The organism is Variovorax humicola (genome assembly GCF_037889915.1).
Lineage (GTDB): Bacteria > Pseudomonadota > Gammaproteobacteria > Burkholderiales > Burkholderiaceae_C > Variovorax > Variovorax humicola.
Window position 1 is genome coordinate 68,465 of sequence record NZ_JBBKZV010000024.1, and the last position, 26,357, is coordinate 94,821.

Sequence of the window (26,357 nt, forward strand, 5' to 3'; positions counted from 1 at the left end):
GGTCGTCGGATCGCGTGTGAATCTCGTTCACGGAAACTGTACGACAACCCGATTCAGGTCACTCTCCGGCCGTGATATGCAGCGACTCGAGTGCGGCAATGTCGACGTCGCTATAGCCGATTTCCTTGAGCAACGCGTTCGTGTGCTCGCCGAGCAGCGGTGGCTGCAGGCGGATGCCCGGGCGTTCGCCGCCGATCGTGAACGGCATCAATGGCACCTTGGACATGCTGCCGTCGTTCATGCGGATCGGCGCGAGGCCGCCGGTGGCGTTGAGGTGCGGGTCGTCGAACAGGTCTTGCGGCCTGGTGATCGGCGCGAAGGGCAACTCGTTCTTTTCGAACACCGCGCTGAGTTCGGCGGCGCTGCGGTCGGCCAGGTGCGAGCGCAGGATCGGCATCATCCACTCGCGCGCAACGACGCGGTCGTTGTTGGTCTTCAGGCGCGGATCAGCCAGCATGTCCTCGAGGCCGAAGGCCTTGCAGAAGATGGCCCACTGCTTGTCGCTGACTGCGGCGAGGAAGATCTGTTCGCCATCCTTCACGGTGAAGACGTCGTAGACGGCCCACGCCGAGATTCGGCTGGGCATCGGGTCGGCCGCCTTGCCGGTGGCGGCGAACTGCATCATGTGCTGTGCGACCAGGAAGATGTTGTTCTCGAAGAGTGCGGATTGAACTTCGCAGCCCTCGCCGGTTTGATCGCGCTGGCGCAGTGCGGCCATCGCGCCGATGGCACCGAACATGCCGCCCATGATGTCGTTGACGCTGGTGCCGGCGCGCAGCGGGTCGCCGGCGCGGCCGGTCATGTAGGCAAGGCCGCCCATCATCTGCACCACTTCGTCGAGCGCGGTTCGATGGTCGTACGGGCCGGGCAGGAAGCCCTTGTGGCTCACGTAGATGAGGCGCGGGTTGAGCTTCCTGAGGCTGTCGTAGTCGAGGCCCAGCTTCTTCATCGTGCCGGGCTTGAAGTTCTCGCTGACGATGTCGGCGGTGGCGACAAGGCGCAGGGCGGCCTCGATGCCCTCGGGACGTTTCAGGTCGAGCGCGATGCTCTTCTTGTTGCGGTTGAAGGTCGGGAAGAAGCCGGCCCCGGAGCCGAGCAGGCGGCGCGTGTTGTCGCCTTCCACCGGCTCGACCTTGATGACCTCGGCGCCGAGGTCGGCCAGCAAGACGCCACAGGTCGGTCCCATGACCATGTGGGTGAATTCGATGATGCGGATGCCGGCATAGGGCAATGGCTTTTGCGCTTCAGACATGCATTGCTCCGGGTTGGGCGAAGCCTTTGGGCAGGCCGGCTTCGGGGGTCATTCCGTAGACCGGTTCGCCCGGCAGGCCGGCCATCAGCGGCAGGCGTGCGGCCATGAGTTTTTCGAGGTCGATGCCGGTGCGCACGCCCATGGCTTCGAACATGAAGACGAGGTCTTCGGTGACCACATTGCCAGAGGCGCCCGGCGCATAGGGACAACCGCCGAGGCCGCCGAGCGATGAATCGAACGTGCGCACGCCCTCTTCGTAGGCGGCGAGGCAGTTGGCCAGGCCGAGGCCGCGCGTGTTGTGCATGTGGGCCGCGCCGGCGTGCACGCCGATTTCGGTGCGAAGCCGCTTGAAGAGGCGGCGAACCTGCGCCGGGTTGGCATAGCCGACTGTGTCGGAGAGGCCGGCTTCATCGGCGCCCGCGGCGACACACTGCGCCGCGAGCCGGATGACCTCGTCCTCGGGTACGTCGCCTTGCAGCGTGCAGCCGAACGCGGTGGAGATGCCGGCTTCGAGCTTGACGTGCGGTGCGATGTCGCGGCGCAGGTCTGAGATGGCGCGCACTTCCTCGACCATCTCCTCGCGCGTCTTGCGCACGTTGGCCAGCGAATGCGCGGCACTGGCGGACACCGGCATCGTGAGCTTGTGGACACCGGCGGCGAGCGCGGCCTCGGCGCCGCGCCGGTTCGGGACCAGCGCCATCACGGTGAGGCCGGGCAAGGTGATCGCGTGGCGCACCACGTCGGCCGCATCGGCCATTTGCGGCAGCAGCCTGGCAGGCACGAAGGAGGCAACCTCGATTTCGCGCACGCCGGCTGCATGGAGCGCGTCGATCCAGCGCAGCTTGTCGGCAGTCGCCATCGTGGCCTTGACCGACTGCAGTCCATCGCGCGGACCGACCTCGCTGATCAGCACGTCGGGGGATGTCATGAAAATTGTCTCCATGCTTGATTGTTCTGATAGATAGAACTATATTCCGTCAAACAGAATTAGATTGGCGAATCGCCAATCTGTCAATGAAAAGCCATGCCGCGCAAAGCCCAGACCGAATCCGTATCCGACCTCAATGCCGCGCCAGGCGGCGCGGCCGCGGTCGATCGCGCCTTGAGCCTGCTGGCTGCATTCCAGCCGGGCGATGACGCCCTGTCGCTTGGCGATTTCGCGGCGCGCACGCAGCTTTACAAAAGCACGGTACTGCGACTGCTGGCCTCGCTGGAACATGCCGCGCTGATCCGCCGGGTCGACGACGGCCGTTACGCGCTCGGTGCCGAGATCGCCCGTCTGCATGGCCTGTACGCGGCAGCCTTCTCGCTCGATCAGATCGTGCCGCCCGTGCTGCGCGAGCTTGTCGCGGCCACCGGCGAAAGCGCGGCGTACCACGTCAAGCAAGGCCATGGCGCGGAGGCAGTGCGCGTCTGCCTCTATCGCGTCGATTCGCCCCATCCGATCCGCGACCACATCAAGGCCGGCGACGTGCTGCCGCTGGCACAAGGCACGGGCGGCCGGGTGTTGACCGCCTTCGATCCCGAAGCACCCTCGCCCATCGGCAAGGACAAGGCGCTCTACGCGCAGATCCGCAAGGACGGCTACTACAGCAGCGCAGGCGACCGCCTCGCGGATGTTGCGGGCATCTCCGCGCCGGTGCACGATGCACAGGGCGTGCTGGCTGCGGCCGTCACGCTCACGATGCCTGCGCACCGCTACGACCCGGCCTTCATCGCGCCGGTGCTGGCAGCCGCAAGACAGCTCAATGGCCGCGTGTGACCACCGATTACATGCGTTTAGGTCACGAATAACGGGATTCTTCGGCGATTAATCTTTGCGCCGGTATCCAATACAGTAGCGGGCCAGGCTCCGCGCCCTCCATTTCTTATATCCCCCCGAGGTTTCCGCATATGACCGAACGCACCACCGTCCACGGCCTTCAGGTCGCGACCGAACTCCATCAATTCATCGAACAGAAGGTGCTGCCCGCCACCGGCGTGGACAGCGCGGCCTTCTGGAAGGGTTTCGACGCGATCGTGAGCGACCTGTCGCCGAAGAACATCGCACTGCTGGCCGAACGCGATCGCATTCAGGCCGAGATGGACACATGGCACAAGGCCAACCCGGGCCAGATCAAGGACATGCCGGCGTACCGCGCGTTCCTGGAAAAGATCGGCTACCTGGTGCCGTCGCCGTCGGATGTGAAGACGACGACGTCGAACGTCGACGCCGAACTCGCGCTGCAGGCCGGCCCGCAGTTGGTGGTGCCGATCCTCAACGCGCGTTATGCGCTGAACGCCGCCAACGCGCGCTGGGGCTCGCTCTACGACGCGCTCTACGGCACCGACGCCATTCCCGAGACCGATGGCGCGGACAAGGGCAAGGGCTACAACCCGGTGCGCGGCGCCAAGGTCATCGCGTTCGCCCGTAACGTGCTCGACCAGGCCGCGCCGCTGGCCAACGGCTCGCACAAGGACGCGACCGGCTACAGCGTGAAGGATGGCCAGCTCTACGTCGCGCTTCACAGCAGCGGCACGGCCCTCGCCGATCCGTCGCAGTTCACCGGCTACAAGGGCGAAGCGTCGGCGCCGTCTTCGGTGCTCCTCAAGCACAACGGCATCCACCTCGACATCCAGATCGACCGCGGCACGCCCATCGGCAAGACGGACCCCGCCGGCGTGAGTGACGTGGTCATGGAAGCCGCGCTCTCGACCATCCTCGACCTGGAAGATTCGGTGGCCGTGGTCGACGCGGCCGACAAGGTCGTCGCCTACGGCAACTGGCTCGGCATCCAGCTCGGCACGCTCACTGAAGAAGTGGCCAAGGGCGGCAAGACTTTCACGCGCGGCCTGAACGCCGACCGCGAGTACACCGGCGCCGACGGCAAGCCGCTCAAGCTGCATGGCCGCTCGCTGATGTTCGTTCGCAACGTGGGCCACCTGATGACCAACCCGGCGATCCTGTACGCCGGCGGCAAGGAAATCCCGGAAGGCATCATGGACGCCGTCATCACGACGACCATCGCCACGATCGACCTGAAGCGCAAGGGCAACTCGCGCACCGGCAGCATCTACATCGTCAAGCCGAAGATGCACGGCCCGGCCGAAGTCGCCTTCGCCAACGAACTGTTCGGACGTGTCGAGCAACTGCTCGGCCTGCCCGCCAACACCGTCAAGCTCGGCATCATGGACGAGGAGCGCCGCACCAGCGTCAACCTCAAGGCCTGCATCGCCGCCGCATCGGCGCGCGTCGCCTTCATCAACACCGGCTTCCTCGACCGCACCGGCGACGAGATGCACACCGGCATGTACGCGGGCGCGATGCTGCGCAAGGGCGACATGAAGACCACGCCGTGGATCACGGCCTATGAAAAGAGCAACGTGCTGGTCGGCCTGAGTTGCGGCCTGCGCGGCAAGGCGCAGATCGGCAAGGGCATGTGGGCCATGCCCGACCTGATGGCCGACATGCTCAAGGCCAAGATCGGCCACCCGAAGGCCGGCGCCAACACCGCCTGGGTGCCCTCGCCCACGGCCGCCACGCTGCATGCGCTGCACTACCACCAGGTCAGCGTGGCCGACGTGCAGAAGGAACTGGAAAAGATCGATGCCGACGCCGAGCGCGATGCGATCCTGAACGACTTGCTGCGAGTGCCCGTATCGCCGACCACCAACTGGACCGAGGCCGAGAAGCAACAGGAACTGGACAACAACGTGCAGGGCATCCTCGGCTACGTGGTGCGCTGGATCGACCAGGGCGTGGGCTGCTCCAAGGTGCCGGACATCCACAACGTCGGGTTGATGGAAGACCGCGCCACGCTTCGCATCAGCAGCCAGCACATCGCCAATTGGCTGCTGCACCGCATCGTGACGAAGGAGCAGGTCAATGCGACCTTCGAGCGCATGGCCGCGGTGGTCGACGGGCAGAACGCGGGCGATCCGCTCTACAGGAACATGGCCGGGAACTTCAAGACCTCGGCGGCTTACATGGCCGCACAGGATCTGGTGTTCAAGGGCATCGAGCAGCCGAGCGGCTACACCGAGCCGCTGCTGCATGCGTGGCGGTTGAAGGTGAAGGGCGCGAGTTGAATTGAAAGTTGGTCACCCGAAACCTCAAGGACTTTGCCGGCGTGCGCGGCTTGCGTATCACCAACGGGTGGACGACAACCGATTGATGGGGCCTTGTTGAACGGCCGAACCGCCCATCACGTATCACTCCACTTGCGCAACAGGTTGTGATACGTCCCGGTCAGCGTGCGCCGCGCCGCTTCATCCGCGCCGCTCTGGTTCAGCCGCTGGATTGCGTTGTCCAGGTCGAACAGCAATGCCCGATCCCCCGCATCGCGCACCAGGCTCTGAACCCAGAAGAAGCAGGCGACCCGCACGCCGCGCGTGATCGGCGTCACACGGTGCACGCTGGTGGCCGGGTACAGAACCATGTCCCCGGCAGCCAGCTTCACGGTCTGCATGCCGTGCGTGTCTTCCATCTGCAGTTCGCCACCGTCGTAGCTCCCCGGGTCCGACAAGAACAGCGTGGCCGACAGATCGGTGCGCACCTTGCGCCCGTTGTACGGATGGATGCGTACGCCGCCGTCCACGTGCAGGCCAAAGGTCATGCCCTCGCTGTAGCGGTTGAACATCGGCGGGTAGAGGAAGTTCGGCAGCGCGGCGCTGATGAACGTGGGGTTGCGTTCGAGCGCGGCGGCGATGATCTCCTGGCAGGGTCGCGCCATCTCGGCACGTTCGTCGATCTGCTGGTTGAACTTGACGGGCGCGCCCTGGTGGCCGGCCGTGACGCGGCCATCGACCCAGGCGTCGCCGGCCGCATCGAGCCGGGAGCGGATCTGCGCGACGGCGTCGGCGTCGAGGACTTTCGGGATGCAGACCAGCATGGTGTCAAGGACGACGGCAGCAGCCGTTCACGGATCGGATCAGTAGAAGCGGTAGTTGAGCGACAGCGTAGCGGAGACGCCGGAACCCGGCACCGCACGGCCGCCGTCAGACGGAATCAGCGCGTCGTAATAGTACTTGTTCGTCAGGTTGAAGACGTTCAGGCGCACGTCGTACTTTGGCTGGTGGTACGCCACCATCGCATCGAAGCGCGTGTAACCAGGCACCTGGACCAGGTCGGTGTTGTTGGCGTAGCGCTTGGCGCTGGCGGTCGCACCGGCGCCCACTTCCCATTGCGGCGTGATGGCATAGGTGGCCCACAGACTGGCGGCGTTCTTCGGCGTGTTGGCCGGGGTCTTGCCCTGCGTGCCGGGCGCAATGCCGTCGACGATGGTCCCGTCGAGATACGTGTAGGCGCCGAACACCTGCAACTGGTCGGTGACGCGGCCGACCACGCCGGCACGCGCGCCGTTGACGCGCACGGTGCCGGTGGCGGTGTAGGTGCCGTCGTTGTTCTGCGAGCGCGCGTTGGTCTGCGTGATCTGGAAAGCGGCGGCGCTGAGCGACACGTTGCCGTTGTTCAGGTCCCACTTGCCGCCAAGCTCATACGACTTGTTTTCTTGCGGCGGCAGCGGTTGCGTGCCGCCGGTGGTGGCGACCAGTTGCTCGAGCGACGGATTGAACGAGGTGCTGTACGACACGTAGTACGACTGGGCCGGGGTCGGCTGCCAGAGCGCACCGGCGCGCACGCTGGTGAAGTCCACTGTCTGTTTTTCATAGCCCAGCGTGGTGGCGGAAGTGACCGTGTTCGCGACCTCGGCCTTGAAGTGGTCCTGCCGCACACCGGCGACCAGCTTCCACTGCGGGGTCAGCTCGATCGTGTCGTTGATGTAGGCGGCCACGGTGTCGCCGGTCGCCGTTGCCAGGTTGCCGGGCAGGCTCAAGGCATTGGGAGGGTTGTTGATCTCGATCGGCTCGGCCAGCGGCGTGCAGGACGCATAGCCGCTGGTGCCACCGACCGGATTGAGGGCGAACCTGCCGCAGGTTCCGTTGCGGTAGTAGGCCTGGTTGCGATAGGTGTCGTGGCCCAGCTCGAGGCCGATCAGCAGCGTGTGCTTGATCGAGCCGGTGTCAAACTTGGTGCTGAGTTCGGTCAGGTTGAACAATGACCTGTCGTTGATGATGCGATCGTGGCTTTGCTGGCGCACCCAGAGCTGCTCGATCGGCAGCGTGCTGATCAATGGCAGGGGCACGGCGGTGGTGCCGGTGGTGCCGGCGACGTACGCGCCGTTGACGATCCGGCCGATGTTCTGTGGCGCGGTCTCGCGCGCATCGGTGGTCACGTCGTTGTACTGGGTCTGGTTGCGCAGATGCGTGTCGGCGGTGAACTTGTGATCGATCGTCGCGCCGAGTGCGGTGATGTCCGAGACCGTGCGGTCGTCGCCGAATCCGTAGGCGTTGTTCCGGTCGACCTTGGCCGGCCTGCCATTGAGTGGCGGCACGCCGTAGTCGGCCATGTCGTGGTTGTGCTGCAACAGCGCCGACAGCGTCACTTGCGTGGGCGTGTTGATGCCGAACTTGATGACGGGCGCCATGCCCGCATCCTTCAGTTTGGTCTGGTCACGCGTCGTGGCATCGCCTTCCTGCGCCATCGCAGAGATGCGGAACGCGGAGGTGTCCGACAGCGGCTGGTTCACGTCGACGGTCGAGCGCACCAGGCCGGTGGTGCTGGCGGAGACCGACGCCTCGGCGGCCGCGGTGAGCGATGGCCGCTTGGAGACCTGGTTGATGACGCCGCCGGTGGATCCGCGGCCGAACAGCATCGAAGACGGGCCCATCAGCACTTCGACCGCGTCGAGCGCGAACACGTCGCGGTAGTACTGGGCACGGTCGCGGGCGCCATCGAGGTAGATGTCGGTGCGTGCCGAGAAGCCGTTGAGGTTGATGTTGGTGCCGATCTGGCCGCCTTCAGCGCCGCCGATGGTGAGGCCCGGCACATTGCGAAGCGCGCTCGCCAGCGAGGTGGAGCCCTGCGATTGCATCAGTGCCTGGTTGATCACGGTGATCGATTGGGGAATGTCGTGCGGGTCGCCGCCCGCCCTGCCGACGGAGAGCGTGCCGGGGCTGAAGCTGGTCTTGTCCTCGCTCGTCCTCACCTCGATTTCACGCAGCGTTTGCGGCTGGGTCGTGCCGGGCGCTGCGGCCGCTGGCGTGGCCGGTCCGCTCGGCTGGGCTGCTTGGCCCGGTTGGGCTGCTTGCTGTGCGACCGCGCCGGAACAGGCGAACAGGGCGGCCAGGGCCACGGCGACTGGCGTCATTCCGCCAGTCGGTCGATGGGTGGGGTTCATCTTTGTAATTCCTCGGGAAGCTGAAAGCGAGAGCGGCGCGGCCGCGAGGCGCTGGGGACGCTGCAGAGGCGTCGCTCCGCTCAGGCGCAAATCGTAGCTGCGAATCACTCTTATTTGCATTGTTTTTTAGAGTGTTGCCAACAAGACACATTTCGATGGGGAATTGAAAAGCCCAACGAGTTGCGCCGGACGCGAGCGGCGCAATTCGATGAATCCAATCCGCGCTGCGCCCCGTATTGGAAGCAAGCGCTACGCGCCTCCGAACTGTTGGCGGTTTCCACAGATGCCTGTTCCACCCAACCTTCCAGGAGCTTCCAAATGAAAAAACTCATGATTGCCGTCGGCGTTTCGGTCCTGCTCAGCGCATGCGCTGGCGGCATGGGCAGCGGCAGCAGCGGCATGTCGGGCAGCACCACCATGGCGAATCCGATGGTCGGCGGCGCGGCGATGTACCCGACGAAGGACATCGTCGACAACGCTGTCAACTCGAAGGACCACACCACTCTGGTGGCTGCCGTCAAGGCGGCCGGCCTGGTCGACACGCTCAAGAGTGCCGGTCCGTTCACGGTGTTCGCGCCTACCAACGAGGCCTTTGCGACGTTGCCGCCTGGCACGGTGGACACCCTGCTCAAGCCGGAGAACAAGCCGACACTGACCAAGGTGCTGACCTATCACGTGGTGCCCGGCAGGATGGACGGCCCTGCATTGGTGAGCGCGATCGCCTCGGGCGGCGGCAAGGCCACGCTGAAGACCGCCAGCGGCGGCACGCTGACCGCGACGATGAGCGGCAGCAACGTGATGATGACCGACGCCAAGGGCACCAGCGCGATGGTGACCATTGCCAACGTGTACCAGTCGAACGGTGTGATTCACGTCGTCAACAAGGTGCTGCTGCCGGGCTGATCCAGGCCGACTCGATACCGGGCTCGACGCCGCGCTGCGCGTGGCGTCGGCGCGACGGCCGGAATCAATCGCGTGCCGCACCACGGCTTTGATGCCGATGGTTACGATCGTGCATGTCGGTGCGCGAAAGAACCCCACCCCCGCAAAGCCAACGCCTGCGGCTACTTCTCTCCCTCCAAGGGTCGAGACATAAGACAAATTGACTAGGTCGACAGCAAAAACTGCAATGAGCGATCACAGTTGCTCGAGATCACGCAAGCATGATTGCGCAACGAACGCAGTAACAAAAGGTGGCTTGTCGGCGTCACGTGTGGTCATGGGTGGTTTGATGGTGCGTGTGCACGGGGGCTGGCTATCATCGGTTGCACATGTTCTTTCCCCAATTCGCGTGGCGGCTGCGCATCCTTCATCTGGAGCCGTCGGAGACAGACCATCAGCGCATGTGCGACGTGCTCGGGCTCGATCTTCCGAGCCTTGCCATCGAGCGCATCGACACGCTGGCTCACTTCAGGCAACGCCTGGTCGATGAACCGTGCGACGTGGTCGTGTCCGCCTTTCACTGCAACGGCTTCAACGCGATGGACGCGTGGGAGGTGCTGCTTGGCGCGCCCGGTACGCAGCCTGCGTTCATCGTGCTCTCACGCTCGGCGAGCGAAGCGGAGGCCGTCGACGCGGTGCGGCGCGGCGCGAGCGACTTCGTGCGCAAAAGCGCGCTGCCAGAACTGGCCCGCGTGATCGTGCGCGCGCTGGACGTGAACCGCATCCGCACTGCCAAGGAAGACTCGCAAGCCGAATTGGTTGGTTCCGTGCAGCGCTCGTCGGAACTCAACGAGTACCTCCAGAAATGCATCGAAGCGGAGCGCCAGTCGATTGCGCGCGAGGTGCATGACGACATCGGCGGCTCGCTCGCGGCGCTCAAGTTCGACCTGGCCTGGATCGGCCGGCATGCGACCGAGCCTGGCGTGCTCGACCATGTGAATGCAGCAACCGAGATGCTGAAACATGCCATCGGCGCGAGCCAGCGTATCGTGCAGGACCTGCGCCCGCCTGTTCTCGACCAGGGCATCGTGGCCGCGGTCGACTGGCTGGCGGGTTCGTTCGAACGGCGCACCGGGGTCAAGACGGCCTTTACCACGACGCATGAAGTCATCCACGCGCCCGAGGATGTGCAACTGGTGGCCTACCGCACCGCACAGGAGGCGTTGACCAACATCGCCAAGCATGCGGCGTGCAGCGAGGTGCGCATCGACCTCTCGGACGGCGAGAACGTGCTGACGCTGGAGATCACCGACAACGGCCGTGGCCTGACGCGCGCCGAACTTGAAAAGCCGAAGACCTTCGGCCTCAAGGGCCTGGGAGAACGCGCACGCACCGTCGATGGCTGGCTGGACATCAGCAACGACGGCGGCGTGGGCACTTCGATCATCCTGTCGGTGCCCCTCGCACCCGTGGAGGGCCGGATGAAGACCGAAAGACTCCAGACATGATTCATGTGGTGCTGTGCGACGACCACGCCGTGGTTCGTCGCGGGATTCGCGACACCCTCTCCGAAGCAGTCGATATCAAGGTGACCGGTGAAGCGGGCGGCTACGCCGAGTTGCGCGAGTTGCTGCGCACCACGCCCTGCGATGTGCTGCTGCTCGACCTGAGCATGCCCGGACGCGGTGGCCTCGAGGTGCTGACCGGGCTCACGGAAAGCGACTCCCCGGTGAAGGTGCTGGTGGTGTCGATGTTTCCGGTGGACCAGTACGCGATTCGTTGCCTGCGTGCAGGCGCCAAGGGTTATGTGAGCAAGGCTGGCGACCCGGACGAGCTGATCGCGGCCACTCGGACAGTTGCACAAGGGCGCAAGTACGTGACGGCGGAAGTGGCGCAGATGCTGGCGGACTCTGTGGCGCGTCCCGCGCTGGAAACGCCCCACGCTGCGCTGTCGGAACGCGAGTTGCAGACGCTGATGAAGATTGCCTCCGGGCAGCGGCTGTCGGACATTGCCGAAGAACTCATGCTGAGCCCGAAAACGGTCAGCGTGTACCGCACGCGCGTGATGGAAAAGCTGGGACTGCCGACCAACGCGGCGCTGACGGTCTACGCGATTCGCAACAACCTGATCTAGCGATGCCCTGCCGGGTCACCCACCCATGGCTCGGCTCATCATCTGCTCCATCAACATCACCAGCGGCTGCTCCATCATCGGCAGCGTCAGCGTGATACCCGCCAGCCCCGCGACCAGCGTGACCGGAAAGCCGATCGCATAGATGTTCATCTGCGGCGCAACGCGCGAGATCACGCCGAGCACAAGGTTGGTGAACAGCAGCAGCGCAATCATCGGCAGCGCGATCCACAGTGCGCTGGAAAACAGCGCCGCTCCCAATTCGTGAACGCGCATGCGCACCAGCATCTCCATGATGCTGCCGCCGACGGGGAACGCGTCGAAGCTCTTCATCACCGCCATGACGACCGTCAAATGGCCGTTGATCGCGATGAATAGCAGCATCGCGATGTTGCCGAGAAAGGTCGACACGGCGCTCGTCTGCGCGTTGTTCATCGGGTTGAAGAACGACGCAAAGTTCAGGCCCATCTGCAGCCCGACGAGTTCACCGGCCAGTTCGATGGCGGCGAACACCAGCCGCACCATGAATCCGATGGCCATGCCGATGCCGACTTGCTGCACCAGGGTGCCGGGCATCGCGGGGCTGTCGAGCGGGATCATCGGCTGGTCTTGCAGCGAGGCCTGCGCGCACAGCGCGATGAGGAAGGCCAGGCAGATGCGCGCGCGGACCGGTATGGCGCGGGTCGAGAAAATCGGCGAAGTGGTGAACAGGCCCAGCACGCGCAGGAACGGCCACAGCACCGGCGTGACCCACGCCATCAATTGGGCTTCACTGAAGGTCGGCATGGCCCTTCTTCAGAGCACCATCTGCGGAATCGATTCGATCGTGCGGCGGATGTAGTCGACCAGGGTGTTGAGCATCCAAGGGCCCGCGATGGCAAACACGGCGACCGCCGCGATGAGCTTGGGCACGAAGGCGAGCGTCGCTTCATGAATCTGCGTGATGGCCTGGAAGATGCTCACCAGCAGGCCAACGACGAGCACCGCGAGCAGCACGGGCAGCGATACGGTGAGCAACAGCACCAGCGCTTCCTGGCCGATGGTCAATGCGGTTTGTGCGTTCATGTCGTCTTGCGTTCGAGGCTATTGCACGAAGCTCGCGGCGAGCGAGCCGATCAGCAGGTTCCATCCGTCGGCCAGCACGAACAGCATGAGCTTGAACGGCAGCGCCACCAGCACCGGCGACAGCATCATCATGCCGAGCGACATCAGCACGCTGGACACCACGATGTCGATGACGAGGAACGGAATGAAGATCATGAAGCCGATCTGGAAGGCGGACTTGAGCTCGCTGGTGGCAAACGCGGGGATCAGCACGCGCATCGATGCGGTCTGCGCCGTGGCGTCGGCGGGCAGTCTGGCGAGGCGCGCGAACAAGGCGAAATCGGACTGGCGTGTCTGCTTCAGCATGAACTGGCGCATCGGTGCCTCGGCCTTTGCCAGCGCTTCCTCGAACTTCATCGTGTTGCTGGTGTAAGGCAGGTAAGCCTCGTTGTAGACGCGGTCGATGGTCGGGCCCATCACGAAGAAGGTGAGGAACAGCGACAGGCCGATGACGACCTGGTTCGGCGGCGCGGATTGCGTGCCGAGCGCCTGGCGCAGCAGCGACAGCACGATCACGATGCGCGTGAAGCCGGTCATCATGAGGAGGATCGCCGGCAGGAACGACAACGCCGTGAAGAACAGCAGTGTCTGGACCGGCACCGAGTAGCTGTTGCCGCCGGCGCCCGTGCCGATGACGAGCGGCAACTGCCCGACCGCCGGTTCGGCGGCAGCCAGCGCGGGCACTGCCGCGAGCAACGCGAGGGAGGTTAGCGAGGCAGCGCGGCCTTTATGCATCGACGGTGCCTTCGGTCGTCGCGGGCAGCACATGCAGGCAATTGATCGACTGGCTTGTGACCCCCAGCACGAGCCAGGTGCGCGCGCCCTGCGGGCCCACCTCGACCGTGACCACGCGCTGCTGCGGGCCGACGGCGACGGTCGACAACAACTTCGATGCCTCGATGCCGGCGAGCCCGCCCGCGCCCAGCCTGCGTTGCTGCAGCTTGCGCAGCGCAAAAGGCATGGCGCAAAGCAAGGCCACGAACAGCGAGACGGTGAGAAGGCTCTGCGTCATCACGCCCGATGCACGCGGCGCAAGCGCTCGGAAGGCGTCACCACGTCGGTCAGCCGGATGCCGAACTTGTTGTTGACCACCACCACCTCGCCCTGCGCGACGAGGTAGCCGTTGACCAGCACGTCCATCGGATCGCCTGCCAGCGCATCGAGTTCGACGATGGAGCCTTGCGCGAGCTGCAGCACGTGCTTGATCGGCACCTTCTTGCGGCCCAGTTCCACCGAAAGCTGCACCGGGATGTCGAGCACGCGCTGGATGTCGTTGACCGGCGCCGCGTTGGCCGCGCCGCCGTTGGCACCGTCGGACCGCGTCGATTCGAGCGCTTCGGCCCAGCCGGCACCTGCGGATTGCGTGGGGTTTTCAATGGACATGGGAGCCTCCGATCCAGTGCGTGCTGTCGCTGCGCACGCATTCGTCGATGCGCAGGGCGTAGTGCGAGTTGTGGGTGCCGTAGTGGCAGGCGAAGACAGGCGTGCCGTCGACAGCCGCGACGAGGCGCGATGCGCGGTCCAGCGGAATGAAGTCGCCGGGCTTCATCGCGAGCAACTGGCCCACGGTGAGTTCGGGCCGCGCGAGTTCGGCCGTGAGCGTGACCTCCGCCGACTGGATCTCGCGCGTGAGTTGCGTGACCCATCGGCGGTCTTCGGCAATGGCGTCGGCCTGCTGCGCGCCGTAGAGCACGTCGCGCACGGGGTCGAGCACCGCATACGGCTTGCAGATGCGCACGGCCCCCTGCATGCTGCCGATGACGATCTGCATCGTGGTCACGATCACCAGGTCGGATGGTGCCGCGACATTGACGAAGCGCGGGTGCGTTTCAGAGCGCTGGAACTCGAGTTCGAGCGGATAGATGCCCTTCCACGACCTGGCGTAGTCGGTGCAGACGAGACCGAGCAGGCGCTGGATCACGCGCTGCTCGGCCGGCGAGAAGTCGCGGCCTTCGATGCAAGCCTGCAGCGTGCCCGCACCGCCATAGAGCGCGTCGACCAGAGCGGAGATCAGCGGCGCTTCGCAGACGACGAGGCCGCTGCCACGCAACGGACGCATCGCGACCACGCTGAAATGCACCGGTGCCGGCAACACGGCCAGGAATTCCGAGAAGCGCTGCACCGTGACCGGCCCGATCGCGACCTCGGGGCTGCGCCGCGCGAACTGGAAGATGCTGGTGCGCAAGTGACGCTGCATGCGCTCGTTGACGATGTCGAGCGTCGGCATCGGCCGACGCAGCAAGCGCTCCTGCGCGGCCAGGTCGTACTCGCGCACGACGGCGTCGGCCATGCGCTCGACGACCGCTTCGTCGGCTGGCGATGCGGCAGGTGACGGGTCGACGCTGGTTGGGTCCATGGCAGCAACGCGCGGTGGGTTACTGGACGATGAAGCTCGAGAACAGCACGCCGTTCACCGGGCTCGGCGCGGCCTTGCCCTTCTTGCTCTTGCGCTTGGGTGCGGGCTCTTCGTCGTCATCGGCGGATTCGGCCTTGGCCTTCTTCGCCGATGCCCTGGGCTCGGGCGTGTCGACTTCATAGCCGAGCGCACGCGACACCTCGGCAACGATGTCGGCAGCCAGCTTCTCCTTGCCATCGCGCTTGAGCAGTTCTTCCGACGTGCGCTGCGACACCAGCATCAGCACGTTGCTGCGGATGGCGGGCATGAACGCCTTGATCTGGTCGACGGCTTTCTCGTTCTCGATGTCGAGCGTGACGCCGATCTGCGCAAAGCGCTCGCCACCGGGATCGGCCAGGTTGACGACCATGCTTTCGAGCGGGAGGTAGGTGGGCGCGTGGCGCGCCTGCGGCGCGTGCGCGGCGGGTTCTTCTTCGGCCGATGCGGCGTGGCGCTTGCTCATGTAGAACCATGCGGCGCCAGCGCTGCCGGCCAGCATGACGATGGCCACGACGATGGCAAGCAGCCGCGACCTGCCCTTGGGCGCTGGAGGGACCGGGGCGGCGGCAGCGGCAGCGGCGGCGGTGGCGGCAGGAGCGGGCACGGGCTTCTTTCGGTTCGGCGACGGGATGACGGCCCTCTGCGCCTGCAAAGGGTGTCTGCGTGAATCGATTATTCGATGGGCCGGCCTCGCACCAAGCGCCGATAAACGGGGGGAAAGGGGCGCTTTAGCGGGGCTTGCGCATGCGCCTTTTCCCGGCGCGACAATCGGCTACGGGTCGACACCCTCTTGCGATCGACGCAGCCGCTGGCTACACGTAAAGGTCCAGTGCGCGTTGCACCGCCACGCCCGGTCGCACTGCTGCACGGGTCGCCGCTTCGACAGTCGCTGCGCCGCCGATGCCGGTGGTCGCGTGGGACGTCCGTCTTGCGTCGGGCGCGTTGTCCTGAGGCGCGCCGGCATCCGATCCTCCAACCGACGCGCCCGAGAGCATCAGGCCCTCGTTGCCCAGCATCTGCCTGAGTTGCGGCATCGCGTCGCCGAGCCATTGGCGTGCCGCGGGGTGATCGCTGCGGAAGGCGACTTGCGCCTCGTTGCCTTGGACCTGCACGCTGACCGAGACGGGCGCACCGCCTGGCAATTCGACCTTCAGCTCGGCGCCCTGATGGCCTTGCGCCATCCACCAGCTGACTTGCTCGACCATGCGCTCCATCATGCCGGCGCCTGCGCCATGGGCGGTGGCGCCGGCAGCGTCGGGCGGCGCGACGAGGGGCTGTGTCGCGGTCGTGGCGTCGATGCCGGAGGCTTGGCCGGTGTGCACCGCGGAAGAGTCGTTGGCGCGCTCGATACGGCGCCAGGTTGCAGGGGTTTCGCTCGCGACCTCCGAGACGATCGCGGGCATTGCGGTGGCAGCAGCGCCATCGACAGTGGCTTTCGTTGTCGCGGCCGCCTGTGCAGACGCCTTGGCATCGGCTTGCGCAGCGGCAGTGGCCGCAGTCATGGCGCTGGAAGGCGTTGCGGCCGGGGCGGCGGGCTCGGCCGACAAGGCCGCCGCATCATGCGCCAGCGCAGGCTTTGAAGGGCCGGCCTGGGTCGACGAGCCGACGTTCGCATTGAAGGCCGCGACCAAGCTTGCCGCCGCGGTTTCGCGCGGCGCCGTCCCGACGCCGGCCACTGCCTTCGAACCCGCTGTGGCCTTCACGTTCACGGCGGTCGGTTCGGGCGCGGCAGCAGGCACCGTTGCGGCAGCACCTGCCAGAGCGCCCTGGGCCAGCAGCAACGCCGATGGATCGACAGGCGCAGGAGGTGAGGCCGTGTTCGGGGCTTCCGCGACGGCGGCAGCGTCTGTGTCGCGCAGCGCCTTCTTGCCCGGGGGCCGCGCAGCGCCGTCCGCAGGTGCGGCGGCGCCATCCGCGGCTGCCCGCGCATCGGCCGCAGACGTATCCTCCACCGACGCGAAGACGGCACCGAAACTTCCGGCGGCGTCGGCCGGCGCAGGCTTGCCGCGCGCCAACGTCGCGGATGTGGCCGGGGGCGCCTGCGGCTGCGCGCCGCGTGAAACTTCCATCGCCATCACCCACCTCCCATCAAGCCACCGGCAAGCCGGCGGTATTGCAACGCGGCCCGCTCGTCCGAGGCCTTCTGCTCGCGCCGGTCCAGCGCCCTTCGCTGCTCGCTTTCGCGCGTCGCGTGCAACTGCCTCAGGCTTTCGCGCCGGGTTTCGGCCGCACGCAACCGGTCGGCCATCAGCTTGACCGTTGCGGCCTGCTGAGCAACCACGCCGGATTGCAGTTGCGTGGCATGCGTCAGCCGTTCCATGAACTGGTAGTGGTGCGCCATGATCTCCGGCGAGGTGCGGGTCGATTGCGTGCGCCAGCGCGACTGCGTTTCCTGTGCGTAGCTTTCGAGCTGGTCGAGCTGCACCTGCGCGGCGATCCAGCCTTGCCGCGCGAGCGCGAGTCGTTGGGCTGCGGCGTCGCGGTCGCGCGTGGCGAGTTGCACCGCGGTTTGCAAGGCGCTCGGGTTCGACATGGACGGGTGTTGCCTTTCAGAAGCCGATGGTGTGGGCCATTGCGCCGATGCTCGCGTCGAGTGACGCGGCCTGGTGCATGTCTTGCTGCAGGAAGGCCGTCATCGCGGGCTGCAAGCGGATCGCCTCGTCGAGCACCGGGTCGCTGCCCGGCGCGTAGGCGCCGAGGCGCACCAGGTCGCGGCTCTGGCGATAGCGGGAATAGGTCGCGCGAAAGCGCCGCGCGCATTCGGTGTGCTCGCGCGACACGACGTTGTGCATCACGCGCGAGGCCGATTGCTCGACGTCGATCGCCGGAAAGTGCGCCTCCTCCGCGAGCCCGCGCGACAGCACGATGTGGCCGTCCAGGATCGCGCGGGCAGCGTCGGCAATCGGGTCCTGCTGGTCGTCGCCTTCGGACAGTACGGTGTAGAACGCCGTGATGGAGCCATTGCCGTTGAGCCCGTTTCCGCTGCGCTCGACGAGCTGCGGCAACTTCGCAAAGCACGATGGCGGATAGCCCTTGGTGGCCGGCGGCTCGCCGATCGCGAGTGCGATCTCGCGCTGCGCCATCGCGTAGCGCGTGAGCGAATCCATGAGCAGCAGCACATGCTGTCCGCGGTCCCGGAAGTATTCGGCCACGGCCGTTGCATAGGCTGCGCCCTGCATGCGCAGCAGCGGTGGCGCATCGGCCGGCGCGGCCACGACGACCGAGCGTGCACGGCCTTCGGCGCCGAGGATGTCCTCGACGAATTCCTTGACCTCGCGGCCGCGCTCGCCGATGAGGCCGACCACGATCACGTCGGCCGCGGTGTAGCGCGCCATCATGCCGAGCAGCACGCTCTTGCCGACCCCCGAACCCGCGAAGAGGCCGATACGCTGGCCGCGGCCCACGGTGAGCAGTGCGTTGATGGCACGCACACCGGTGTCGAGCGGTTCGCGCACGGGGGCGCGGTCCATGGCGTTGATGGGTTGCCGGTCGAGCGGTTCGGCCGTCACGTCGGCGAGCGGGCCTTGATGGTCGAGCGGCGCGCCTTGCGGGTCGACCACGCGGCCGAGCAAGCCCGTGCCAAGCGGCAGGCGCAGCACGCCGACGCGCGCCGTCACATTCCGTTCGGGCTCGCCCAGACGCGGCACCGGCACGTAGGGCGGCGCAGGCATGACGCTGGCGCCGCTCGACAGGCCATGCACGTCGCCGGCCGGCATGAGAAACGCGCGCTGGTCCGAGAAGCCGACCACCTCGGCCAGCACCGGCGCCTGCTCGCCCATGCGCACGAGGCACTGCGAGCCGACCGGCACGCGCAGGCCCGCGGCTTCGAGCACCAGCCCGGTCAGGCGCGTCAAGGTACCGCGCAATGCAAGCCCGGGATCGTGGCAGGCGCGCGCATGCGCGTCGTCCATGAAGCGTTGCCAGACCTGTTGTTCAGGCGGCATCTGGACGTTCTTCCCATGGCATCGCGAGGCCGAGGCTGGCCACCGCGCGCGACCAGCGCATGGCGACGCTGCCATCGACCACGGCGCCCGCTGCGTCGACGAAGCAATCGCCTGGCTTGACGGCCGCATCGGGCAGCACGTTCACCGACTGGCCGCCGTACTGGCCGCCGAACTGGCCGCCGAACTGATCGCGCAACGCTTCGCCGAGCACATCGAAGTCGAGGGGCGACAGGCGCACGGTGGCGCTGCGGCCATCGGCGATCAGCAGTGCGACGGCCTCGTGCACCACGGGCTCGAGCGCCCTGGGGTCGGTCGCGAGTTCGTGGCGAATCACCTGGCGTGCGAGCGCGCAGGCAATCTCCAGCGTGCCGCGCGCGATGGATTGCTGCGCGTCGGCCAAGCCGGCTTCGGCCGATTGCAACAGGGCGGCGAGGCGGCGCGCGGCCTCCTGTCCTTCGTTGGCGCGGTACTGCGCAAATTGCGCCTCGGCCTCGGCCAGCGCCTGCGCGCGCCCGGCCGCGAAGCCTTCCCCGTGGCCTTGCGCATGCGCCTCGCGCAATGCCTGCGGGTCGGAGATGCCGCATTCGGGCTCGCCCGTGTCCGGCCCGACGGTTCCGAACTGCCAGCGCGCGACGTGCGCGATGTCTTCGCTCGCGATGATGCGTGTGGTGGGGCGCATCGTTCGTGTCAGACCATGCCGCCGTCGCCGCCACCGCCGAGCATCACCTGGCCTTCGTCCGCGAGGCGCCGCAGCGAACGCAGGATTTCCTTTTGCTGCGCCTCGACTTCCGACAGGCGCATCGGCCCGCGCGCTTCCAGGTCTTCGCGCAGCGCTTCGGCGGCGCGCGACGACATGTTCGACAGGAACTTGTTGCGCAACGGCGGCGCGGCGCCCTTGAGCGCAACGATGAGCGTTTCCGAGGCGACCTCCTTCAGCAGCAACTGGATCGACTTGTCGTCGAGCTTCATCACGTCGTCGAACACGAACATGAGGTCGGCGATCTGCGAGGCCAGGTCGGGGTCGTGGCCGCGGATGGCTTCGATGACCTGCGTGTCGACGCCCGCGCCCAGCAGGTTGATCATTCCGGCCGCCGTGCGCGCACCGCCGAGCGAAGGCTTCCTCACCTTGGCGCCGCCGGCCAGCACGCGGAACATCACTTCGTTGAGGTCTTCGAGCGCCGCTGGCTGGATGCCTTCGAGCGTGGCCACCCGCAGCAGGATTTCGGCGCGCTGTTCCTCGGGCAGCTTCACGAGGATGGCCGAGGCTTGCTCGGGCTCCAGGTGCACGAGGATGGCGGCGACGATCTGCGGATGCTCGACCTTCAACAGCTCGGCCACCGAGGCCGCATCCATCCACTTGAGGTTCTCGATGCCGCTCAGGTCGCCGGTATTCAAGATGCGGTCGATGAGGATCGAGGCTTTTTCTTCGCCGAGCGCGTGCTTCATCACGGCGCGCACGTACTCGCTGGTGTCGGCAGCGAACAGGCTCTGGCCGGCTGTGGCGTCGACGAAACGGTCGGCCACCGCGCCCAGCCGTTCGCGCGACACGGCGCGCGTCTTCGAGATGGTCTCGCCGATCTTCTGCACCTCGCGCGGCGAGAGATGGCGCAGCACCTCGCCGGCCTCCTGCTCGCCGAGCGACATCAGCAGGATGGCTGCGTCGTGGAGGCCTTGCTCGTCCATGGTGCGTTCGGCTTCAGGAGGCCGCGGCCGCGGCGTCGTCGCCGTTGACCCAGGTCTTCACGATGTTGGCGACGGCCACCGGGTTCTGCCGCGCCATCTGCCGCGCGCCTTCGAGTCGCGCCTGTTCGGGCGCCGAGGCCGGGATGGCTTCGGCCACCGGCGACGCAAGCGCCGGGCGTTGCAGCGTTTCGGCGAGCGTGGTGTCGATTTGCGCGCCGGGCAGTTGCAGCGGCGGCTCCACCGTTGCCAGTGTCTTCAGGCCCGGGCGCACCAGGCCGAGCAGCACGATCGCGCCGATCAGCACGAGGCCCACCGGCCATGCCAGGCTGCGCGCCAGGTCGATGGTCTGCGGGCTCTTCCAGATCGGCACCTCCGCCACTTCATCGCGCTCTCTGAGGAACTGCGCGTTCATGAGGTTGACCGAGTCGCCGCGGTCCTTGCTGAAGCCGATCGACTCGCGCACGAGTGCCGTCATCTGCTCGATCTGCTGCGCCGACAGCGGCGCGGCGGGGCCGGCCTTGCCCTGTGCGTCGGCAATGCTCTGGTAGTTGATGACCACGGCCGCGCTCAGGCGCCGGATCTGGCCGGTGGCGCCGCGCACGGTCTTCACGGTCTTGTCGACCTCGTAGTTGATCGTCGATTCGCGCTTGCCGGGCGGGCGCGATGCGGCGCCAGTGTTCGGCGCAGTGGCCGACGGCGAGAGCGGCGCCGCGGCACCGTTGATCGGCGCCGACGACGGGCCGGGCGGCTGGTTCGACGTGGCGCCCGGCACGCCCGATGGTGTCGCTGCCGCGGCGCCGGTGCTTTCAACTGTCTGCTGGCTGCGCACGGCGCTGGCCTCGGGCGCGAGGTTCGGGCGATGTTCTTCCGACGTGGCTTCGGTCTGCGAGAAGTCGACGTCGGCCGTGACTTGCGCCTTGACGTTCTGCCGTCCGACGATCGGCTCCAGCATGTCGAGGATGCGGCGCTGGTATTGCTGTTCGATCTGCTGCACGTACTGCAATTGCTGTGCATCGGCACTGCCGCCGGGCTCGTTGCCGGACGACGAAAGGAGCTTGCCGGTGTCGTCCAGCACGCTCACCGAACCCGGGCTCAGTTCGGGCACGCTGGAGGCCACGAGGTGCACGATGCCGGCGATCTGGTTGCGCTCCAGCACGCGGCCAGGGTGCAGGGTCAACAGCACCGACGCGGTCGGCTTCTGCTGCTCGCGGAAGAACCCGCTCTGGTTGGGCAACGCGAGGTGCACGCGTGCAGCCTGCACCGAGTCGAGGGCCTGGATGGATCGCGTGAGCTCGCCTTCAAGACCGCGCTGGAAGTTGAGCTTCTCCTGGAACTGCGTCATGCCGAAGCGGTTGTTCTCCATCAGCTCGAAGCCGGTCACGGAGCCCTTCGGCAAGCCTTGCGAGGCGAGGCGCAGGCGCAGGTCATGCACGCGGTCGGCGGGCACCATCACGGCGCCGCCACCTTCTGAATACTTGTAGGGCACGTTCATCTGCGCCAACTGCGCGATGACGGCGCCGCCGTCCTTGTCGGCCAGGTTGGCATACAGCACGCGCCAGTCCGGCTGGCGGCCGATGATGATGGCAACGACGGCCAGGGCGATCAGCAGCGCGGCGCCGACACCCAGCCGCAAGCGCTGGCGCGGATCCAGGGCTGCGAGCTTGCGCGACCACTGCGCGGGAGCGGCCTGGGTAGCGGGGATATCGGCGACGGCGGACATGGAGGGTGGGTGGTGCGGCACCGGGCCGGGTATCGGCTCGATGCACGCAACGATTATTCGAGGCGGACAGGGCGCGCATAAGCCGGATAAGGCGCGGCTTTCCCGTGCATTTCCCGCCATGGGCCGGGACGCGCGCACTTAGCATCGACGCCATGGACCTGCGCCTCAACCCCGTCACCGTACCGATCGCATCGCGCCCGGCGACGACACCGGTACGGGCCGGGGCCGCGCAGGAATCGGGTTTTGCCGGCGCCCTGCAAGGCGCGTTGAAGGCCGTGAGCGCGGCGCAAGGCGATGCCACCCAGCTTCAGCGCGAGGTCCAGCTGGAGAACCCGAATGTCAGCCTGGAGCAGACCATGGTCGCGCTGCAGAAGGCGCAGATCGGGTTCCAGGCGACCCTGAACGTGCGCAACCGGATGGTGCAGGCCTACACCGACATCATGAACATGCAGGTGTGAGCGAACTCCCTCCCATCGATGAGGGAGCGCTTGGCGATTTGCATGGCCTCGCACTGCTGCCGCGGATGGACCGCGAGATTGCATTGTTCGAGAATGACCGGGTTCATCACATGGAGTTTCGACAATGATCTTGAGGATTCCGTTTTCCGTGCTGGCCGTAGCGGCCGCCGTTGCCCTGCTGGCCGCAGGTTGCTCTTCCACCTCGAAAACCGGGAATTCAGGCACCGCCTCGCAGGCAGCGTCCGCGGCACCGGCCGCGCCGCCACCCAAGCCCGCCATCGAGGGCATGGGCTATGACGAGCTGAGCGGCATGCTGGGCGACGGCGGCGACAAGAACCTCAAGCAGGATCTGGTCGGCAAGACCGTGACGCTGACCCTTTCGAAGCCAGCCGTGCGCGGCGCGCCGGCCGGCGCCTATGTGGTCAATGACGGCGATGGGACCTTCTTCCGCTGCCGTTCGATGGGCGGCGGCTTCACCGGCGGCGAGGTGGTCACGAAAATCCGGGACTACCGCTATGTCGCCAAACCGGTTCAGCGGATCGTCGATCTCGACCGTTGCGCCGTGGCCGCCTCGGCTGCCGCGACGACCGCGGCCGCAGCATCCGCACCTGCAGCGGCACCAGCGCCCGCACCGTCCAGCGCCGGTGCCGGCACCGTCGGCGCCGGCAAGCCCGGCATGGATGCACGCGGCAATGTCGTCGATTCATCCAAGGTCGAGGCCGGCAGCGGCCGCACCGTGAAGGGCATCAACGACTACGAGGGCGAGATCACGGGCAACCCTGGCGCCGGCAGCAAGTTCACGCGGCTCCAGATCGGCATGCCGACGCGGCAGGTGACCGACCTGATCGGCCCACCCACCGACCAGGGCGCCTACATCACCGGCAAGGCCTGGATCCCGTTCTACTACGGCGGCGACAAGCACCGCTACGAGATGACTTACAAGGGCCAGGGCCGCCTCGTCTTTGCGGGCGGCGGCATGGGTGATTTCTCGAGCGGCTACCTGATCTGGATCATCCACAACCCGAACGAGACCGGGTACCGCTGAGGGCCCCTCAGAACGCGTTCTGGTAGCGCTCGACCTGGCAATCGAAGGAGCCGGGGTTGGTCTGGCAGACCCCGTAGCCTCCCGGCGGGACGGTGCCGCAACCGGCAAGGATGGATAGAAGCATTGCGGTCATCCACTTGGACATTTGGATCCTTCCGCCGATCGGCGCGTTCCAGGGGACAGTGATCGAGTTTGGCACCTTTCGTGTCTGCCGCCTACGGAGTTGGGCGGTTGCACTGGACGCTCAATGAATCAACTGCAGCTTTGCATCGAAGAGCTGCGCAAACCGGCTCATCCAGGGTTCGGCCAGAACGCGGATCTCCGCATCGTTGCGCAGGATGCGCTGCATGATGCGCGCCTTCTCGGCACGGTCTTCGCGCGGCAGTTGCGCGGTGCGGCAGCGAAAGCGCAATTGCTCGATGAGCACGGCGCAGGCGCCTTCGCAGCGGACCACGTCGTCCCAGTCTTCGCGGCGCGCAGCTTCGAGCATTTGCCGGCTCGCGGCTTCGATCGCCTTGTAGTAGTCAAGCAGTCGGTCTTCCATCGATAGCTCCGATGTTGCCTTCAGCCGTGCCGCCGCGGGCCGATGGCCTGCCAGCTTTCGGCCACGGGGGCGATGAGGGCCGCGACCTCGGCGAGCAGGTCGCCGTCATTGCGAACGTTGGCCAGCGTGATCCGTTCGATGCAGTAGTCGTACAGCGCACGCAGCCGCGCAGCCAGCTCGCCGCCTCGCTCGTCGTCGAGCCCGCCCTTCAGCCCCTCTTCGAGGAAGCGCAGCGCGCGCATCACCTGCAAGCCCTTTGCCGCAACGTCGCCGCGCTGCAATGCGCCGCGCGCGGCCTGCAGGGCCTGCTGCAGGCCGTCGAACAGCAGGACGACCAGCTGATGCGGGTCGGCACCGTCGACGCTGGACTGGACGCCGACGGTCCGGTAGGCATTGGCGGCGCGGAGGCTGGGTGGTGTGTACATGGATTTGTTATCGGCATCTGCCGGGAGAACTCAAGCAGGATCCTTGAATTCAGGGAGCGCCGACCCTTCAAGCCTTCGCCTTGTTCCACTGCGCAATCTGCTGCGTGACGTAAGCGTTCAATGCATTGAGCGAACTCATCGTCGTATCGAGCGTCGTGTACTGCTTGCGCATGCGCGCCTCGACCAGCGTGAGGCGGTCGTTGAGATTGTCCTGGTCCTTGCGGTTGGCCGTCTTCTGGCTTTGCAAGGAACCGGTCTTGGTGGCCAGCGTGCCGGTGGCGCCGATAGCGAAACCGATGAAGCCGGCCAGCCGCGTGGCAAAGCCGGTGCTGCCGTTGGCATCGTTCGCGCGCGCGGTGAAGAACTGCGATACCGCTTTCGGGTCCGCGAGCGCCGCTGCAAGCTTGGTGCTGTCGACCGCCAGGTCGCCGGCGCCGTCCTTCGCGATCGACACGCCCAGGTCCGACAGGCGTTGCAAGGTGCCGCCGCCCGACATCGCCCCGATCAGGCTGCGCATCGCCGTCTGCAGGCCGGTGGTGGTGGCGTCGCCCTGCAGCAATGCGCCGGTCTTGGTCGTGGGGTTGTAGGCGGTCGCCTGGTTCAGCATCTCGTTCATGCTGTTGTAGGCCTTGACGAAGGCATTCACCGCGGCGGTCTGCGAGGCGGTGTCGACGCTGGCCGTGATCTCGACCGGCGCGGTGGTCACCTGCGACAGCGTGATCGACAACCCTGGCACCGTATCGGCCAGCTTGTTGCTGCCGGAGGTGATCGGCACGCCGTTGATGGTGGCCTTGGCATTCAGGCCATATTGAATCGTGTTCGCCGCCATGCCCGCGCCAGCGGCCGGGTTGTCGAATGCGAATGCCGACAGGCTTGGCCCCGTGGCTGCGGTGTCGTCGGTGGCCTGCACGCGAAAGCCCGCGGCTTCGCCGGTCGTCGACGAGCGCATCAGCAGCCGCTCGCCCGACAGGTCCTTCATCACGGTGGCCGTGACGCCGGCACCGGCCGCGTTGATCTTGCTCGCGATGGTCGACATGCTGTCGCCCTCCGCCACCGTGACCGATACCGCGGGGGCGGTGCCGGCCGTGAAAGCCGGCGCCGCACCGGACGACCAGTTGCCGAGTTGGATCAACAGGGTGCCCGCGCCGAAACCGCTGCCCGCCAGGACGGTATTCGACGCGACCGACTGCGCACGCGCGAGTTGCGAGACTGCCATGCTGAAAGACGTGGCCGTGGAACTGTCGCCCGAGGTGCTCACCGACACCGCGCTGTTGTTGGACGAACTCACGGTCCTGGCATTCCATGTCGCGGGCAATGCGAGCTTGGCCACCGCATCGTTCAACGTCGACATCTGCGACTTGAGCGTGCCGAAGGCCGAGATCTTGCTGTTCAGCGTGCTGGCCTGCGTCTGCAGCGTGGTGAGCGGCTGTTTCTCGATGTCCATGAGCTTGGTGACGATGCTGTCCACATCGAGACCGCTGCCGATGCCCGCCGATGAAATCGTTGCCATGTCGTCTGCTCCTTCGTCGGCCGAATGGCCAAAAAGCGGCGGACGGG

Annotated in this window: 27 protein-coding genes; 7 read left to right on the forward strand and 20 right to left on the reverse strand. The window is 66.4% G+C overall.

What is annotated here, in order from left to right; translation table 11 throughout:
* Positions 1-58: 58 nt before the first annotated feature.
* Positions 59-1,252 carry a CaiB/BaiF CoA transferase family protein gene (locus WKW80_RS27150; protein ID WP_340366687.1) on the reverse strand — a complete coding sequence of 398 codons (1,194 nt, stop codon included), beginning with the start codon at positions 1,250-1,252 and terminating at the stop codon, positions 59-61.
* The gene (locus tag WKW80_RS27155; RefSeq protein WP_340366688.1) at positions 1,245-2,180 is read right to left on the reverse strand and encodes a hydroxymethylglutaryl-CoA lyase; all 936 of its coding nucleotides are present in this window, start codon (positions 2,178-2,180) and stop codon (positions 1,245-1,247) included. The genes WKW80_RS27150 and WKW80_RS27155 overlap by 8 nt, the downstream gene beginning before the upstream one ends.
* Positions 2,181-2,276: 96 nt before the next feature.
* Here WKW80_RS27155 and WKW80_RS27160 point away from each other — a divergent pair, with 96 nt between their 5' ends.
* Together WKW80_RS27160 and WKW80_RS27165 are read left to right on the forward strand one after the other, a co-directional pair.
* Entirely contained in the window at positions 2,277-3,014 is a 738-nt protein-coding gene (locus WKW80_RS27160; RefSeq protein WP_340366690.1) for an IclR family transcriptional regulator, read from the forward strand.
* A 131-nt stretch (positions 3,015-3,145) separates the two neighbouring features.
* Entirely contained in the window at positions 3,146-5,320 is a 2,175-nt protein-coding gene (locus tag WKW80_RS27165) for a malate synthase G (RefSeq protein WP_340366691.1), read from the forward strand.
* 116 nt (positions 5,321-5,436) lie between these two features.
* Here the strand turns inward: WKW80_RS27165 and WKW80_RS27170 are convergent, their stop codons facing one another.
* Both WKW80_RS27170 and WKW80_RS27175 read right to left on the reverse strand, forming a co-directional pair.
* A complete protein-coding gene (locus WKW80_RS27170) occupies positions 5,437-6,123 on the reverse strand; it encodes a Fe2+-dependent dioxygenase (RefSeq protein WP_340366693.1) in 687 nt (228 codons plus the stop codon).
* Positions 6,124-6,162: 39 nt separating this feature from the next.
* Entirely contained in the window at positions 6,163-8,469 is a 2,307-nt protein-coding gene (locus WKW80_RS27175; RefSeq protein WP_340366694.1) for a TonB-dependent receptor, read from the reverse strand.
* Between the two features lie 318 nt (positions 8,470-8,787).
* Between WKW80_RS27175 and WKW80_RS27180 the strand changes: the two genes are divergently transcribed.
* The 3 genes from WKW80_RS27180 (at position 8,788) to WKW80_RS27190 (ending at position 11,485) form a co-directional block, all read left to right on the forward strand.
* Positions 8,788-9,372 carry a fasciclin domain-containing protein gene (locus WKW80_RS27180; RefSeq protein WP_422822973.1) on the forward strand — a complete coding sequence of 195 codons (585 nt, stop codon included), beginning with the start codon at positions 8,788-8,790 and terminating at the stop codon, positions 9,370-9,372.
* 368 nt (positions 9,373-9,740) lie between these two features.
* Entirely contained in the window at positions 9,741-10,859 is a 1,119-nt protein-coding gene (locus WKW80_RS27185; RefSeq protein WP_340366695.1) for a hybrid sensor histidine kinase/response regulator, read from the forward strand.
* Positions 10,856-11,485, forward strand: a complete 630-nt coding sequence (locus tag WKW80_RS27190; protein WP_340366696.1) for a response regulator — start codon at positions 10,856-10,858, stop codon at positions 11,483-11,485. The genes WKW80_RS27185 and WKW80_RS27190 overlap by 4 nt, the downstream gene beginning before the upstream one ends.
* Before the next feature lie 15 nt (positions 11,486-11,500).
* On the opposite strand, the gene fliR is transcribed toward WKW80_RS27190, so the two are convergent.
* From fliR to fliF, 13 genes are all read right to left on the reverse strand, one after another.
* Positions 11,501-12,268 (reverse strand): flagellar biosynthetic protein FliR, encoded by a 768-nt coding sequence (gene fliR, locus WKW80_RS27195; RefSeq protein ID WP_340366697.1) that lies wholly within the window; start codon positions 12,266-12,268, stop codon positions 11,501-11,503.
* 9 nt (positions 12,269-12,277) lie between these two features.
* Positions 12,278-12,547 carry a flagellar biosynthesis protein FliQ gene (gene fliQ / locus WKW80_RS27200; protein ID WP_340366698.1) on the reverse strand — a complete coding sequence of 90 codons (270 nt, stop codon included), beginning with the start codon at positions 12,545-12,547 and terminating at the stop codon, positions 12,278-12,280.
* Positions 12,548-12,565: 18 nt separating this feature from the next.
* Positions 12,566-13,321 (reverse strand): flagellar type III secretion system pore protein FliP, encoded by a 756-nt coding sequence (gene fliP, locus WKW80_RS27205; RefSeq protein WP_340366699.1) that lies wholly within the window; start codon positions 13,319-13,321, stop codon positions 12,566-12,568.
* Positions 13,314-13,598, reverse strand: a complete 285-nt coding sequence (locus tag WKW80_RS27210) for a FliO/MopB family protein (RefSeq protein ID WP_340366700.1) — start codon at positions 13,596-13,598, stop codon at positions 13,314-13,316. The genes fliP and WKW80_RS27210 overlap by 8 nt, the downstream gene beginning before the upstream one ends.
* Positions 13,598-13,969, reverse strand: coding sequence for a flagellar motor switch protein FliN (fliN, locus tag WKW80_RS27215; RefSeq protein ID WP_340366701.1), 372 nt, complete (start codon positions 13,967-13,969; stop codon positions 13,598-13,600). Before fliN ends, WKW80_RS27210 begins: the two co-directional genes overlap by 1 nt.
* Positions 13,959-14,942 (reverse strand): flagellar motor switch protein FliM, encoded by a 984-nt coding sequence (gene fliM / locus WKW80_RS27220; RefSeq protein ID WP_340366702.1) that lies wholly within the window; start codon positions 14,940-14,942, stop codon positions 13,959-13,961. Before fliM ends, fliN begins: the two co-directional genes overlap by 11 nt.
* A 19-nt stretch (positions 14,943-14,961) precedes the next feature.
* Positions 14,962-15,585: a flagellar basal body-associated FliL family protein gene (locus tag WKW80_RS27225; protein WP_340366703.1), complete on the reverse strand. Its 624-nt coding sequence runs from the start codon at positions 15,583-15,585 to the stop codon at positions 14,962-14,964.
* Between the two features lie 208 nt (positions 15,586-15,793).
* On the reverse strand, positions 15,794-17,050 hold the full coding sequence (locus tag WKW80_RS27230) for a flagellar hook-length control protein FliK (protein ID WP_340366704.1): 1,257 nt from the start codon (positions 17,048-17,050) through the stop codon (positions 15,794-15,796).
* A gap of 5 nt (positions 17,051-17,055) precedes the next feature.
* Complete coding sequence (locus WKW80_RS27235) at positions 17,056-17,514, reverse strand: flagellar export protein FliJ (RefSeq protein WP_340366705.1); 459 nt, start codon at positions 17,512-17,514, stop codon at positions 17,056-17,058.
* A 16-nt stretch (positions 17,515-17,530) separates the two neighbouring features.
* Positions 17,531-18,892, reverse strand: a complete 1,362-nt coding sequence (fliI, locus tag WKW80_RS27240; RefSeq protein ID WP_340366730.1) for a flagellar protein export ATPase FliI — start codon at positions 18,890-18,892, stop codon at positions 17,531-17,533.
* A gap of 22 nt (positions 18,893-18,914) precedes the next feature.
* Complete coding sequence (locus WKW80_RS27245; RefSeq protein ID WP_340366706.1) at positions 18,915-19,604, reverse strand: FliH/SctL family protein; 690 nt, start codon at positions 19,602-19,604, stop codon at positions 18,915-18,917.
* Positions 19,605-19,612: 8 nt separating this feature from the next.
* Entirely contained in the window at positions 19,613-20,608 is a 996-nt protein-coding gene (fliG, locus tag WKW80_RS27250) for a flagellar motor switch protein FliG (RefSeq protein ID WP_340366707.1), read from the reverse strand.
* A 13-nt stretch (positions 20,609-20,621) separates the two neighbouring features.
* Complete coding sequence (fliF, locus tag WKW80_RS27255; RefSeq protein WP_340366708.1) at positions 20,622-22,328, reverse strand: flagellar basal-body MS-ring/collar protein FliF; 1,707 nt, start codon at positions 22,326-22,328, stop codon at positions 20,622-20,624.
* 152 nt (positions 22,329-22,480) lie between these two features.
* Here fliF and fliE point away from each other — a divergent pair, with 152 nt between their 5' ends.
* Together fliE and WKW80_RS27265 are read left to right on the forward strand one after the other, a co-directional pair.
* On the forward strand, positions 22,481-22,786 hold the full coding sequence (gene fliE / locus WKW80_RS27260) for a flagellar hook-basal body complex protein FliE (RefSeq protein ID WP_340366709.1): 306 nt from the start codon (positions 22,481-22,483) through the stop codon (positions 22,784-22,786).
* Positions 22,787-22,910: 124 nt separating this feature from the next.
* Positions 22,911-23,831, forward strand: coding sequence for a hypothetical protein (locus WKW80_RS27265; protein ID WP_340366710.1), 921 nt, complete (start codon positions 22,911-22,913; stop codon positions 23,829-23,831).
* Positions 23,832-24,075: 244 nt separating this feature from the next.
* On the opposite strand, the gene WKW80_RS27270 is transcribed toward WKW80_RS27265, so the two are convergent.
* The 3 genes from WKW80_RS27270 to fliD form a co-directional block, all read right to left on the reverse strand.
* A complete protein-coding gene (locus WKW80_RS27270) occupies positions 24,076-24,375 on the reverse strand; it encodes a flagellar protein FliT (protein WP_340366711.1) in 300 nt (99 codons plus the stop codon).
* A gap of 20 nt (positions 24,376-24,395) precedes the next feature.
* Positions 24,396-24,800 carry a flagellar export chaperone FliS gene (gene fliS / locus WKW80_RS27275; RefSeq protein ID WP_340366712.1) on the reverse strand — a complete coding sequence of 135 codons (405 nt, stop codon included), beginning with the start codon at positions 24,798-24,800 and terminating at the stop codon, positions 24,396-24,398.
* A gap of 67 nt (positions 24,801-24,867) precedes the next feature.
* Positions 24,868-26,310 (reverse strand): flagellar filament capping protein FliD, encoded by a 1,443-nt coding sequence (gene fliD / locus WKW80_RS27280; RefSeq protein WP_340366713.1) that lies wholly within the window; start codon positions 26,308-26,310, stop codon positions 24,868-24,870.
* Between the last annotated feature and the right edge of the window lie 47 nt (positions 26,311-26,357).

Coding starts and splice junctions, on each gene's coding strand:
- WKW80_RS27230 (WP_340366704.1), bottom strand. CDS start 17,050: ATGGAAGTTTCACGCGGCGCGCAGCCGCAGGCGCCCCCGGCCACATCC.
- fliG (WP_340366707.1), bottom strand. CDS start 20,608: ATGGACGAGCAAGGCCTCCACGACGCAGCCATCCTGCTGATGTCGCTC.
- WKW80_RS27190 (WP_340366696.1), top strand. CDS start 10,856: ATGATTCATGTGGTGCTGTGCGACGACCACGCCGTGGTTCGTCGCGGG.
- WKW80_RS27155 (WP_340366688.1), bottom strand. CDS start 2,180: ATGACATCCCCCGACGTGCTGATCAGCGAGGTCGGTCCGCGCGATGGA.
- WKW80_RS27270 (WP_340366711.1), bottom strand. CDS start 24,375: ATGGAAGACCGACTGCTTGACTACTACAAGGCGATCGAAGCCGCGAGC.
- WKW80_RS27165 (WP_340366691.1), top strand. CDS start 3,146: ATGACCGAACGCACCACCGTCCACGGCCTTCAGGTCGCGACCGAACTC.
- fliQ (WP_340366698.1), bottom strand. CDS start 12,547: ATGAACGCACAAACCGCATTGACCATCGGCCAGGAAGCGCTGGTGCTG.
- fliN (WP_340366701.1), bottom strand. CDS start 13,969: ATGTCCATTGAAAACCCCACGCAATCCGCAGGTGCCGGCTGGGCCGAA.
- WKW80_RS27175 (WP_340366694.1), bottom strand. CDS start 8,469: ATGAACCCCACCCATCGACCGACTGGCGGAATGACGCCAGTCGCCGTG.
- fliR (WP_340366697.1), bottom strand. CDS start 12,268: ATGCCGACCTTCAGTGAAGCCCAATTGATGGCGTGGGTCACGCCGGTG.
- WKW80_RS27150 (WP_340366687.1), bottom strand. CDS start 1,252: ATGTCTGAAGCGCAAAAGCCATTGCCCTATGCCGGCATCCGCATCATC.
- WKW80_RS27245 (WP_340366706.1), bottom strand. CDS start 19,604: ATGCGCCCCACCACACGCATCATCGCGAGCGAAGACATCGCGCACGTC.
- fliS (WP_340366712.1), bottom strand. CDS start 24,800: ATGTACACACCACCCAGCCTCCGCGCCGCCAATGCCTACCGGACCGTC.
- fliP (WP_340366699.1), bottom strand. CDS start 13,321: ATGCATAAAGGCCGCGCTGCCTCGCTAACCTCCCTCGCGTTGCTCGCG.
- WKW80_RS27210 (WP_340366700.1), bottom strand. CDS start 13,598: ATGACGCAGAGCCTTCTCACCGTCTCGCTGTTCGTGGCCTTGCTTTGC.
- WKW80_RS27170 (WP_340366693.1), bottom strand. CDS start 6,123: ATGCTGGTCTGCATCCCGAAAGTCCTCGACGCCGACGCCGTCGCGCAG.
- fliI (WP_340366730.1), bottom strand. CDS start 18,892: ATGGACGACGCGCATGCGCGCGCCTGCCACGATCCCGGGCTTGCATTG.
- WKW80_RS27235 (WP_340366705.1), bottom strand. CDS start 17,514: ATGTCGAACCCGAGCGCCTTGCAAACCGCGGTGCAACTCGCCACGCGC.
- WKW80_RS27265 (WP_340366710.1), top strand. CDS start 22,911: ATGATCTTGAGGATTCCGTTTTCCGTGCTGGCCGTAGCGGCCGCCGTT.
- fliF (WP_340366708.1), bottom strand. CDS start 22,328: ATGTCCGCCGTCGCCGATATCCCCGCTACCCAGGCCGCTCCCGCGCAG.
- fliM (WP_340366702.1), bottom strand. CDS start 14,942: ATGGACCCAACCAGCGTCGACCCGTCACCTGCCGCATCGCCAGCCGAC.
- fliD (WP_340366713.1), bottom strand. CDS start 26,310: ATGGCAACGATTTCATCGGCGGGCATCGGCAGCGGTCTCGATGTGGAC.
- WKW80_RS27160 (WP_340366690.1), top strand. CDS start 2,277: ATGCCGCGCAAAGCCCAGACCGAATCCGTATCCGACCTCAATGCCGCG.
- WKW80_RS27180 (WP_422822973.1), top strand. CDS start 8,788: ATGAAAAAACTCATGATTGCCGTCGGCGTTTCGGTCCTGCTCAGCGCA.
- WKW80_RS27185 (WP_340366695.1), top strand. CDS start 9,741: ATGTTCTTTCCCCAATTCGCGTGGCGGCTGCGCATCCTTCATCTGGAG.
- fliE (WP_340366709.1), top strand. CDS start 22,481: ATGGACCTGCGCCTCAACCCCGTCACCGTACCGATCGCATCGCGCCCG.